Source organism: Pseudomonas inefficax (genome assembly GCF_900277125.1).
GTDB classification, from domain to species: domain Bacteria; phylum Pseudomonadota; class Gammaproteobacteria; order Pseudomonadales; family Pseudomonadaceae; genus Aquipseudomonas; species Aquipseudomonas inefficax.
The window spans coordinates 201,072-212,274 of the sequence record NZ_OPYN01000224.1 but is presented as its reverse complement, the minus strand read 5'-3'; the positions used below and the strand labels follow the sequence as shown (position 1 = coordinate 212,274).

The window sequence follows — 11,203 nt, the reverse complement described above, 5'->3', positions numbered from 1 at the left end:
CGAGCCGCCGATGACAAGCGCCAGGGTCAGCATCACTTCCAACTGGTATTGCTCGACACTCTTGATCATGCGGTAGGTGGCGTAGCAGATCAGCGCGCCGAACACTACGCCGCCGATGGACTAGCGGGCGAACAGAACGGCCGTATCGGCCATGCTTGGCGTTTCGCCCAGCTGGATGATGCCCAGCAACACGGTGAACACCACCACGGCGGTGCCGTCATTGAACAGCGACTCGCCGACGATGGTGGTTTTCAAGGGTTTGGAGGCATTCGCGGTACGCAGCGCGCCCAGTACGGCAATCGGGTCGGTGGGCGAGATCAGCGCACCGAACAGCAGACAATAGATCAGCGGTACCTGCCAGCCGAACAGGGCAAACACCCAGTGCGACAGGTAACCGATGACCACGGTGGCGATCAGCACCCCGACGGTGGCCAGCAGGCCGATCGGCCAGCGGTAGCTGCGCAGGTCGGAAAGGTTGACGTGCAAGGCGCCGGCGAACAACAGGAATGCCAGCATCCAGTGCATCAGCAAGTCGTTGAAGTCGATCTGGTTCATCAGCCCTTCGACGCGCGCTTCCAGGCCAGGGAAGCCGATCAGGCTCAGGCCCTGCAGCATCAGGGAAAACAGCAGCGCCGTTACCATCACGCCAATGGCGGGGGGCAGGCCGATGAAACGGTAATTTACGTAGGTGAGGAGGGTGGTAAGGCAGATAAACGCGGCAACTAGTTCAAGCATCCCGAATCCTGTAACAGTGGCTTCCAAGTCGTAACCCGAATGGCTCGGGCAGTTCTTTGATGACCTGGCGCGGGGTTCGGGACACAAGGTTTGACCGGATTCGTTCCAATCGTTCCCGTTAACCCGCCTCACCGAGGTCCCCTGTGGGAGCGGGCGTGCCCGCGAACACCGGCAAAGCCGGTGCCATACACCTAGTCGCAGCTTCGTGGGCGTGCCCGCTCCCACAACGGCCCCTTGAGCGCTGTATAGTCCCAGCCAGAAACAGCCATAAGGACAACAAGGCGTGTTGGCAACATCCCTGGTGCTGGTCGCTGCCCTGCTGCACGCGACCTGGAATACCCTGATCAAATTCAGCGGCGAACGCTTGCTGGTGATTGCCAGCATGGACACGGTGGCGTTGGCATTCGCGGTGCTGGCAGTGCCCTTCGTCGAGCTGCCGCCAGCCAATATCTGGCCGTGGTTGCTGGCCTCGGCGCTGGCCGAGCAGCTGTACCGCTTTCTGTTGATCCAGGCGTATCGCGTGGGCGACCTGGGCCTGGTCTATCCTCTGATGCGCGGGCTATCACCGCTGGTGGTGCTGGGCCTGACCCTGGCCTTTGCCGGGGAATCGCTGAGCCAGCAGCAGATCATCGGCATCCTGCTGATCCCCTGTGGCATGGCCTGCCTGCTGTGGCAGGGCGGTGGCGGTGACCGGCTGCCTTGGTCGATGCTGCCGGTTGTTGCCCTTATCGGCCTGTGTATTGGTTGCTACACCTGGTTCGACGGCCAGGCCGTGCGCCTGTGGGGTAAGCCCTGGGATTACCTGGTGTGGCTGACTTTGCTCAGTGCCTGGCCCTTCCCGCTGCTGGCCAGCGTGGCGCGGCGTGCGCCGTTCGTATTGTTCTGGCGCCTGCAGTGGCGCCTGGGGCTGGCAGTGGGGCTATGTGTATTGCTCAGTTACGCGTTGGTGCTGTGGGCCATGCACCTGGGGTCGGTAGCCGAGGCGGCCGCGTTGCGCGAGTTGAGCGTGATCCTGGTGGTGCTGTTGGGGATGCGCTACCTGAAAGAACCTTTTGGCGGGCCGAGACTCCTAGCTTGCGGGCTGGTGTTGGCCGGCATGCTGGTAATGAAGCTTTGACCCGAAGACTGAACAAGGAGTCCTGTCCATGACTGTTGCCCTGTGGTGCATCCTGATCGCGCTGTTCTTGCCACCACTGTGTGCGTTGATCGCCAAAGTCGGTAGTGGCCGCTTCCGCCTACGCGACAACCACGACCCGCGCGCCTTCCTGGATACCCTGTCCGGGCTGCCGCGGCGCGCACATGCTGCCCAGCAGAACAGTTTCGAAGCCTTCCCGGCATTTGCCGCGGCGGTGCTGGTGGCAGATATCGTCGGCAATGCCGAGCAGGTAACCCAGGATGTGCTGGGTGTGATGTACATCACCAGCCGGCTGCTCTACATCATCTGTTACCTGGCCGACTGGGCCATGCTGCGATCGCTGGTGTGGTTTGCCGGGATGGCGATTATCGTGGCGTTCTTTGTGGTTTCCATCTGAAAGCTGGTGCGGTTCCTGTGGGAGCGGCTTTAGCCGCGAACACCGGCGAAGCCGGTGCCATATACCGCGTAGTCTTCTTCGCGGGTAAACCCGCTCCCACAGGGGCAGCGTAACGTCAGAGGACTTTCGGCACCTCAGGCAGCGGCTTGCCCTTGGGCCACAGCATCCAGATCTGCCCCTGCTGCTTCATGTTCCCGGCCAGTTCCCCGGCTTCCGGCCCTGTGCCCCAGAACAAGTCCGCCCGCACTTCACCAGTAATTGCACCGCCGGTATCCTGAGCCCCCACCGGGCGTACCACCGGTGTACCGTCCGGTCGAGTGGTGGACAGCCACAACAAGCTGCCCAGCGGAATCACCTTGCGGTCGATGGCCACGCTGTAGCCAGCGGTCAGCGGCACGTTCAGCGAACCTCGCGGCCCTTCGTTGCTGTCCGGGCGGGTGCTGAAGAACACGTAGCTGGGGTTGCTGGCGAGCAGTTCCGGTACCCGCTGCGGGTTGGCCTGGGCCCAGGCATGAATGGCACCCATGCTTACTTCTTCCTTCTTCAACTGGCCCTGGTCCACCAGCCAGCGCCCGATCGGCCGGTAGGGGTGGCCGTTCTGGTCGGCGTAACCCAGGCGCAGCTGGCGGCCATCTTCCAGTTGTACCCGGCCGGAGCCCTGGATCTGCAGGAACTGCAGGTCCATCGGGTCGGTCAGCCAGGCCAGCACCGGTGCCTTGACGCCGTCACGGTTGATCACCTCGGCGGTGTCGTAAGGCTTGAGCACCCGGCCATCGAGGCGACCGCGCAGGCGCTTGCCCTTGAGTTCGGGATACACGCTGGCCAGGTCGACCACGATCATGTCGTCAGGGATGCCGTAAACCGCCACATGGTTGGTTGCCGACTGGCTCAGGCTGCCAGGGTAGACCGGTTCGTAGTAACCGGTGATGAGGCCGTTGGCATTGTTTTCGGCCGAACGCAGGCCGTATACCTGCAGGTTCTGTTGCAGGAAGGCGCGCACCTGCAAGGCATTGTCGGGCACGTCGGCGGCTGCTTCACAGGTGCTGGCCCAGACGGTGTCGCGCTTGAGCTTTTCACAGCCGTTGCGCCAGGCCTGGAAGCCCGCCACCAGGTCGCTGTCGCTGACGCTGGGCAGGTCCTGCCAGGTGGCATTGGCGTAGGTGGCGATGGCATGCGGTTCGGGCTTGGCGCTTTCACCACCGTTGCAGCCGGCCAGCAGGGCCAGTGCCGGGAGTGTCCAGACCAGGTGGCGCAGGGCAGATTTCATGAATACATTCCTGTCATGGGTGAATACGGATATTCGCCCCTGTTTTTTATGTGGCTATTGGTCTTTGGCCGTTGGGCAGCGATACTGGCCACCCATTTGCGTAGGCCGAAGTGACCGTGATGTTGAAGCGATTGACCGTTGTTCTGCTGGCAGCACTGGCCCTGGGTGGTTGCGACCGGGTTGACCCGAACTCCCCGCTGGGCAAGCGCAAGGTAATCTTCAAGGACATGCTCAAGACCAGCGAAGACCTGGGCGGCATGTTGCGTGGGCGGTTGCCGTTCGACGGGGTGAAGTTTGCCGACGGTGCGCTGAAGCTGGACAACCTTTCGCACCAGCCCTGGCAGCACTTTCCACAGGCGCGTGATGGCGGCGACAGTAGCGCACGGGCCGAGGTATGGGAACGGCAGACGCGCTTTCATGACCTGGCCCGGCAGCTGGAAGGCGTCACTGGCGAACTGGTCGATGTCACCCGTGGCCAGCCGCTGGACGCTGCGCAGTTGAAGGCGCCGATGGACAAGGTCGAAGCAGCTTGCAAGGCCTGTCATACCGAATTCCGCAATCATTGATTGCCTGCATTGCTCTGTGTAGGAGCGGCCTTGTGTCGCGATGGGCCGCAAAGCGGCCCCGGCGATTTGTGCATCAGCTGAAATCCTGGGGCCGCTGCGCAGCCCTATCGCGACACAAGGCCGCTCCTACAATGATCGCGTTCGCCCGGTCGGAGCCTCAGCGGTCGAGATCCTCTACCGCTTCCTGCAGTTCTTTGCGCGACTCGGCCAGCTTGTCCTTGCGCTTGTTGATCTTCTCCGAATCGCCTTTCTTCTCGGCTTTCTTCAAGTCCCTTTCCCGCTGCGCCACTTCGTGACGGGCGTCGAGCACCTTTTGCTCACGTTCCTTGCGCAGGCCGGCATCGGTGCAGTTGTCGACTCCTCGCAGCGCCTCTTCGAGCCCTTCGGCCTGGTCGTTGTTGCCGTGGTCTCGGGCAATCTTCAACTGGTTCTCGATGGCGCTGCGCTTGGCGGCGCAACCGGTCAGGCCGGCATCTGGCTGGGCGGCTTGTGCGGCAGCAGCGGCCAGGCCCAGTGTCGCGAGCAGGAAAAGGGTCGAAATACGTTTCATGAAAAGCCTCCTTGACGGGGCGGGGCAGCAAAAGTTGGGGGAAATCCTGCCTTGGTTTTGCCCATTTAGAAACCCTTGTTGGGCTTTTCCGGCTTAATCTCAGGATTTTCCTACGAGTAAATTGGTAAACAATCATTGCTTGATGCTTTGCCTGTCGGGCCGGAAGCCGTCGATCCCTGCCTTGGCCAGCTGCGTTGCAATGGCTTGCACCTCGGTGGCCGCAAAAAATCCTGCAAGCTGTTGCCCGCGCTTTTCGCCGATACCGGGCATGGCTTGCCATTCAAGGTTGGTGCGGGCAGCAAGCTCCAGCCAGTCGCCTGTCACCTGCATGCCGGTGGGTGTGGGCGCGCCCAGCCCGCGCAGCCATTGGGCAAAGGGCCGTGAGCGGGCTTGGTCGAAACTGCCGAGCAACTGCGCAGCCGTTGCGTCACTGATACCGGTTACCTGGCCCAGGCGCTCGGCGTCCAGATGCAGCCAGTCGGTCATCGAGGTCACCAGCCCGGCGGCCACCAATCGGCGCCAGGTGCCAGGGCCGGTACGCGGCAGGGCCAGCCCCTGCTTGCCGCTGAGCCAGGTGAGGCGGGCAATGAACTGGTCCTCGCAGCCTTCGCTGATCTGCCAGCAGCTGTGGGCATGATGTTGGCCGGGCGCTGGTGCGGTCGCCGGTTGCCGCTCGGCGGAGCGGTGCACCACTTGCTCCAGGCGTGGGATGGTCAGCCCGGCAAGGCTGACGGCCACCAGGTCACCGGGACGGATGTCGAGCTTGAGCCAACGTGCCAGCGAGCCCAGGCTCACCTGGGTGATTCGCCGGTCATCCAGGGTAACCGGCAGCACCTGCAAGACCGGTGTGACCCTACCGGTGCGGCCGATGCGGAAGCGGACCTCGCGCACTTCGGCCAAGGCCTGTGTGTACGGGTGCTTCCACGCTGCGATCCAATAGAGGGCCTTGGCCTGCCAGCGCTCGGCCGGTGGCCGGACGCCTTGGCGCAGCACCACGCCATCGGTGGCGAAGGGCAGGGGTGAGCGGTACCAGTACTCACGCCAGTGCGCCGCATCGTCCACTGTTTTTATGGCGACGCTGTAATCCCGGCTGTGCGCAAAGCCCAGTTCCGCCAGCTGCGCGAGGCGTTCGGCCTGCTGCTCGGGGCCGCGCGGCCAGTCCCACACGAACAGGCCAATGCGCTCGCCTTGCTCACGACCCAGCTGCTTGCGAGCCAGCAGCCCGGCTACCGTCCCTCGGGCGTTGGCGCTGCCTGCCTGGGCTTGCACGTGCGCGTCCAGACGCAGGTACAGTTCGCCCTGCAGTTGCAGGTCGATGGCCTGGGGCAACTGCCGATTGATGGCGTGGAGCTGGGGAATGTGGCGGCTCCAGTCGTGCCCCTGCACGCCGTCCCCGCGGCTGATCAACTGCTCCAGCCGGCCCTGTCGGTAAATGAGGGAGACCGCTACGCCATCGACCTTTGGCTGCACCCAGACATCGGTCTTGCCGGCCAGCCAGCGTTCTACAGCCAGGCGGTCGGCCAGCTTGTCGACGCCGGTATGCGGCACCGGATGCGGGATCGGCCCGCCAGCGCTGGCCAGCGGAGACTGGATGGTCGCGATGCCAAAGCATTGCTGCAGGTGCGTCAGGCGCTGGCGGCTCTGGTCGTAGAGTTCATCGGGTACGAGCGCAACGCCCTGGCGGTGGTAGTGGTCGTCCCAGTGGGCGAGCGTGGCACTTAGTCGGCTTACTTCAGCCTCGACTTGTTGCGGGTTCCAGGTAGGGCATGGGGCGGCACGTGCCAGGGGGGAGCTCAGTGTCAACAGCAGGGTGAACAGCAGTATCAACGGCATGGCCAGCATCCTTGCATGGCGGGTGGGAGCCCTCAGCCTAGGCAGGTTGCGTGCGGGTTGCCATGCAGCGTTTGTCAGCCCATATGTCACAAAAAAGCCCCTGCCGATTGCTCGGCAGGGGCTTTTGACCAGCGCGATGGGAAATTTACAGGCCGGCAGCGTCACGCAGCGACTGGGCGCGGTCGGTGCGCTCCCAGGTGAAGGTGGTGAAGGTGTCGTCGCCGACAGTCTTCTGCTGCGGAGTACGGCCGAAGTGGCCGTAGGCAGCGGTTTCCTGGTACATCGGGTGCAGCAGGTCGAGCATGGTGGTGATGGCGTAAGGACGCAGGTCGAAGCACTCGCGCACCAGCTGGATGATCTTGTCGTCGGAGACCTTGCCGGTACCGAAGGTATTGATCGAGATGGAGGTCGGCTGGGCCACGCCAATGGCGTACGACACCTGGATCTCGCAACGCTCGGCCAGGCCTGCGGCGACGATGTTCTTGGCCACGTAGCGGCCGGCATAGGCGGCCGAACGGTCGACCTTGGACGGGTCCTTGCCGGAGAACGCGCCACCACCGTGGCGGGCCATGCCGCCGTAGGAGTCAACGATGATCTTGCGCCCGGTCAGGCCGCAGTCACCCACCGGGCCGCCGATGATGAAGTTGCCGGTCGGGTTGATGTGGTACTGGGTGCCCTTGTGCAGCAGTTCGGCAGGCAGGGTGTGCTTGACGATCAACTCCATCACGGCTTCCTGCAGGTCTTTCTGCGAAACCTCAGGGTTGTGCTGGGTCGACAGCACCACGGCGTCGATGCCGACCACCTTGCCGTTTTCGTAGCGGCAGGTGACTTGCGACTTGGCGTCCGGGCGCAGCCATGGCAGCAGGCCGGACTTGCGTGCTTCGGCCTGGCGCTCGACTAGACGGTGCGAGAAGCAGATTGGCGCTGGCATCAGCACTTCGGTTTCGTTGCTGGCATAGCCGAACATCAGGCCCTGGTCACCGGCGCCCTGGTCTTCCGGCTTGGAGCGGTCGACGCCCTGGGCAATGTCCACTGACTGCTTGCCGATGATGTTCATCACGGCGCAGGTGGCGCCGTCGAAGCCGACGTCGGAGCTGTTGTAGCCGATGTCGATGATGACCTTGCGCACCAGGTCTTCCAGGTCGACCCAGGCCGATGTGGTGACTTCGCCGGCGATGATGGCGACACCGGTCTTGACCAGGGTTTCGCAGGCTACGCGGGCGTACTTGTCCTGGGCGATGATGGCATCAAGGACGGCGTCCGAAATCTGGTCGGCGATCTTGTCCGGATGCCCTTCGGACACGGACTCGGAGGTGAAAAGGGAGTATTCGCTCATCTCGAAGGTTCCTGAAATTTACCGATGGTGTATGTCGCCAGCCGTCCGCTGGAAATGGCGGACCTGGATCTGGAAACCGTTACGCAAACCCACGTACAGGCTGTCCCCGGGGGCCAGCCCGGCGGCGTTGGCCCAACGGGCCAGGTCGTCCTGCTCGAAGCCAAGCCACAGGTCGCCGCAGGCTTCGCGCGCCCACCCCTGGTCATGGCTGCACAGTTCGGTTACCAGCAGGCTGCCGCCTGCCTTCACCCTTTTGGCCAGCTGGCGCAGGGCCAGGGCCGGGTCGCTGAAATGGTGCAGCACCATGTTCAGCACAACGCAGTCGGCGGCCACATCCGTTGCACCCAGTGCATCGGCCAACTGCAGGTTCACATTGTCGAGCCCTTCGCGCTGGCACACCTGGCGCGCCAGTTCGAGCATGGTCGGGCTGTTGTCCAGGGCAGTGACCTGGGCGAAGCGCCGGGCCAGGTCGGGCAGGAAGCCACCGTCGCCGGGGCCGACCTCCAGGGCGCTGGCGGCCGGGTCGAAATTCAGTTTGTCGAGCAACGCCAGCAGGCTTTCGCGGTACTGCGGCAGGCCGGCGATCAGGTCTTGCTGAGCGCGGAACTTCTCTTCCACGCGCAGGAAGAAGTCCTGGCTGGTGGCTGCGCGGCGCTGCTGTACCTGGGCGATGCGCGCCTGCACGTCAGGCGGCAGGGTCAGGTCATCCACCTCTTCGAGCAACGCCGCATGCAGCCGACCGCCCAGGCGCAGGCTGTCGGGCAGGGCGCGGCGGTAGAAGATGGCGTTGCCCTCGCGGCGGGTTGCCACCAGCTCGGCCTGGGCCAGCACCTTCAGGTGGTGGCTCATGCCCGACTGGCCCACATCGAAGATCTGCGCCAGTTCCAGCACGCCGAACGAGTCGTTGGCCAGGGCGCGCAATACGTTCAGGCGCAACTCGTCGCCACTGGCTTTGCACAGGGCTGCCAATGCTTCGCGTTGCTCGGGGATCGATTGCGCACGGAGGTTCATGGTGCGGCAGTCTAGACAGGCATCGTTGCCCTAGCAAGGGCAATATCAAAAAGTTTTGATATTGGATGATGGGCGGAGGGCGAGGCTGCCATTGCTGGCCTCTTCGCGGGTGAACCCGCTCCCACAGGTTCAGTACTGCCCTCAGGCTTGGTGCGACCCTGTGGGAGCGGGTTCACCCGCGAAGAAGCCGGCATCGATTTCCAGATTTTGCCCCGAAATGAGTGCCAATCAGAGGAAAATCCCCCGACTGCGACCATACGTCATTGCCCCAAGCCCCCCCAGTGGGCGAAAATGGCCGCCTTTTTTCGTGACACCACCTATTCAAGCCCCTCAGGAGATCAGCGATGCCCAGCCGTCGTGAACGTGCCAACGCCATTCGTGCCCTCAGCATGGATGCCGTGCAAAAGGCCAACAGCGGCCACCCAGGTGCCCCCATGGGCATGGCGGATATCGCCGAAGTGCTTTGGCGCGACTATCTGAAGCACAACCCGAGCAACCCGAGTTTCGCCGACCGTGACCGCTTCGTACTGTCCAACGGCCACGGTTCGATGCTGATCTACTCGCTGCTGCACCTGACCGGCTACGACGTCACCATCGATGACATCAAAGGCTTCCGCCAGCTGCACAGCCGCACCCCGGGCCACCCGGAATACGGCTACACCCCAGGCGTCGAGACCACCACCGGCCCGCTCGGCCAGGGTATCGCCAACGCCGTGGGCTTCGCCCTGGCCGAAAAAGTGCTCGCTGCCCAGTTCAACCGTGACGGCCACAACATCGTCGACCACAACACCTACGTGTTCCTCGGCGACGGCTGCATGATGGAAGGTATCTCCCACGAAGTCGCCTCGCTGGCCGGCACCCTGGGCCTGAACAAGCTGATCGCCTTCTACGACGACAACGGCATTTCCATCGACGGCGAAGTGCACGGCTGGTTCACCGACAACACCCCGGCGCGCTTCGAAGCGTACAACTGGCAGGTGATCCGCAACGTCGACGGCCATGACGCCGACGAGATCAAGACCGCCATCGAGACCGCCCGCAAGAGCGCTCGCCCGACCCTGATCTGCTGCAAGACCATCATCGGTTTCGGCTCGCCGAACAAGCAGGGCAAGGAAGACTGCCACGGCGCACCGCTGGGCAACGACGAAATCGCCCTGGCCCGCAAGGAATTGAACTGGAACCACGGCCCATTCGAAATCCCGGCCGAGATCTACGCCGAGTGGGACGCCAAGGCTGCTGGTGCCAAGGCCGAAGCCGACTGGAACCAGCGCTTCGATGCCTACGCCAAGGCCTACCCGGAGCTGGCTGCCGAGTTCAAGCGCCGTGCCAGCGGCGAGCTGCCGGCCGACTTCAGCGAGAAGGCCCAGGCCTACATCAACGAAGTGGCTGCCAAGGGCGAAACCATCGCCAGCCGCAAGGCCAGCCAGAACGCCCTGAATGCCTTCGGCCCGCTGCTGCCAGAGTTCCTCGGCGGTTCGGCCGACCTGGCCGGTTCCAACCTGACCCTGTGGAAGGGCTGCAAGGGTGTCGAAGCCAACGACGCCAGCGGCAACTACGTGTTCTACGGCGTGCGCGAGTTCGGCATGACCGCCATCATGAACGGCGTTGCCCTGCACGGTGGCCTGGTGCCTTACGGCGCGACCTTCCTGATGTTCATGGAATACGCCCGTAACGCCGTGCGCATGTCGGCGCTGATGAAGCAGCGCGTGATCCATGTCTACACCCACGACTCCATCGGCCTGGGCGAAGACGGCCCGACTCACCAGCCGATCGAGCAACTGACCAGCCTGCGCAGCACGCCGAACCTGGACACCTGGCGCCCAGCCGACGCGGTGGAATCCGCCGTGTCCTGGAAAAACGCCCTGGAGCGCAAGGACGGCCCTTCGGCGCTGATCTTCTCGCGCCAGAACCTGCAGCACCAGGAACGCGACGCCCAGCAGATCGCCGACATCAGCCGCGGCGGCTACGTGCTCAAGGACTGCGCCGGCGAGCCTGAGCTGATCCTGATCGCCACCGGTTCCGAAGTGGGCCTGGCTGTTCAGGCGTACGCCAAGCTGACCGAACAAGGCCGCAAGGTGCGCGTGGTTTCCATGCCGTGCACCAGCGTGTTCGATGCCCAGGACGCTGCCTACAAGCAGTCCGTGCTGCCGCTGGAAGTAGGTGCGCGTATCGCCATCGAAGCCGCACACGCCGACTTCTGGTACAAGTACGTCGGCCTGGAAGGTCGTGTCATCGGCATGACCACCTACGGTGAGTCGGCGCCGGCTTCGGCACTGTTCGAAGAGTTCGGCTTCACCGTGGAGAACATCCTCGGTACTGCCGAAGAGCTGCTGGAAGACTGATACAAGGAAGGCGAGGGCCTTTGGCCCTCGT

9 protein-coding genes and 1 pseudogene are annotated in these 11,203 nt (G+C 63.6%); 4 read left to right on the top strand and 6 right to left on the bottom strand.

Going from position 1 to position 11,203, the window contains the following annotated elements; translation table 11 throughout:
* Window positions 1-735, bottom strand: a pseudogene (locus JV551A3_RS28750) (cation:proton antiporter domain-containing protein); the annotation flags it as partial.
* A gap of 283 nt (window positions 736-1,018) precedes the next feature.
* On the opposite strand from JV551A3_RS28750, the gene JV551A3_RS28745 reads away from it, so the two are divergent.
* Together JV551A3_RS28745 and JV551A3_RS28740 are read left to right on the top strand one after the other, a co-directional pair.
* Complete coding sequence (locus tag JV551A3_RS28745) at window positions 1,019-1,852, top strand: EamA family transporter (RefSeq protein ID WP_112249375.1); 834 nt, start codon at window positions 1,019-1,021, stop codon at window positions 1,850-1,852.
* A 28-nt stretch (window positions 1,853-1,880) separates the two neighbouring features.
* Window positions 1,881-2,267, top strand: coding sequence for an MAPEG family protein (locus JV551A3_RS28740; RefSeq protein ID WP_075046579.1), 387 nt, complete (start codon window positions 1,881-1,883; stop codon window positions 2,265-2,267).
* Window positions 2,268-2,382: 115 nt separating this feature from the next.
* Here the strand turns inward: JV551A3_RS28740 and mltA are convergent, their stop codons facing one another.
* A complete protein-coding gene (gene mltA / locus JV551A3_RS28730; RefSeq protein WP_133975887.1) occupies window positions 2,383-3,534 on the bottom strand; it encodes a murein transglycosylase A in 1,152 nt (383 codons plus the stop codon).
* A 119-nt stretch (window positions 3,535-3,653) separates the two neighbouring features.
* Here mltA and JV551A3_RS28725 point away from each other — a divergent pair, with 119 nt between their 5' ends.
* On the top strand, window positions 3,654-4,100 hold the full coding sequence (locus JV551A3_RS28725) for a c-type cytochrome (protein WP_133975885.1): 447 nt from the start codon (window positions 3,654-3,656) through the stop codon (window positions 4,098-4,100).
* 157 nt (window positions 4,101-4,257) lie between these two features.
* Here JV551A3_RS28725 and JV551A3_RS28720 read toward each other — a convergent pair whose 3' ends face one another.
* From JV551A3_RS28720 to JV551A3_RS28705, 4 genes are all read right to left on the bottom strand, one after another.
* Complete coding sequence (locus JV551A3_RS28720) at window positions 4,258-4,650, bottom strand: DUF1090 domain-containing protein (RefSeq protein ID WP_133975882.1); 393 nt, start codon at window positions 4,648-4,650, stop codon at window positions 4,258-4,260.
* A 132-nt stretch (window positions 4,651-4,782) separates the two neighbouring features.
* On the bottom strand, window positions 4,783-6,483 hold the full coding sequence (gene ligB, locus JV551A3_RS28715) for an NAD-dependent DNA ligase LigB (RefSeq protein ID WP_133975880.1): 1,701 nt from the start codon (window positions 6,481-6,483) through the stop codon (window positions 4,783-4,785).
* Between the two features lie 145 nt (window positions 6,484-6,628).
* A complete protein-coding gene (gene metK / locus JV551A3_RS28710; protein WP_003249375.1) occupies window positions 6,629-7,819 on the bottom strand; it encodes a methionine adenosyltransferase in 1,191 nt (396 codons plus the stop codon).
* 18 nt (window positions 7,820-7,837) lie between these two features.
* Window positions 7,838-8,830 (bottom strand): ArsR/SmtB family transcription factor, encoded by a 993-nt coding sequence (locus JV551A3_RS28705; RefSeq protein WP_133975878.1) that lies wholly within the window; start codon window positions 8,828-8,830, stop codon window positions 7,838-7,840.
* A 344-nt stretch (window positions 8,831-9,174) separates the two neighbouring features.
* On the opposite strand from JV551A3_RS28705, the gene tkt reads away from it, so the two are divergent.
* A complete protein-coding gene (gene tkt, locus JV551A3_RS28695; RefSeq protein WP_133975874.1) occupies window positions 9,175-11,172 on the top strand; it encodes a transketolase in 1,998 nt (665 codons plus the stop codon).
* Window positions 11,173-11,203: the final 31 nt, after the last annotated feature.

Coding starts and splice junctions, on each gene's coding strand:
- JV551A3_RS28740 (WP_075046579.1), top strand. CDS start 1,881: ATGACTGTTGCCCTGTGGTGCATCCTGATCGCGCTGTTCTTGCCACCA.
- mltA (WP_133975887.1), bottom strand. CDS start 3,534: ATGAAATCTGCCCTGCGCCACCTGGTCTGGACACTCCCGGCACTGGCC.
- JV551A3_RS28725 (WP_133975885.1), top strand. CDS start 3,654: ATGTTGAAGCGATTGACCGTTGTTCTGCTGGCAGCACTGGCCCTGGGT.
- JV551A3_RS28720 (WP_133975882.1), bottom strand. CDS start 4,650: ATGAAACGTATTTCGACCCTTTTCCTGCTCGCGACACTGGGCCTGGCC.
- ligB (WP_133975880.1), bottom strand. CDS start 6,483: ATGCCGTTGATACTGCTGTTCACCCTGCTGTTGACACTGAGCTCCCCC.
- metK (WP_003249375.1), bottom strand. CDS start 7,819: ATGAGCGAATACTCCCTTTTCACCTCCGAGTCCGTGTCCGAAGGGCAT.
- JV551A3_RS28705 (WP_133975878.1), bottom strand. CDS start 8,830: ATGAACCTCCGTGCGCAATCGATCCCCGAGCAACGCGAAGCATTGGCA.
- tkt (WP_133975874.1), top strand. CDS start 9,175: ATGCCCAGCCGTCGTGAACGTGCCAACGCCATTCGTGCCCTCAGCATG.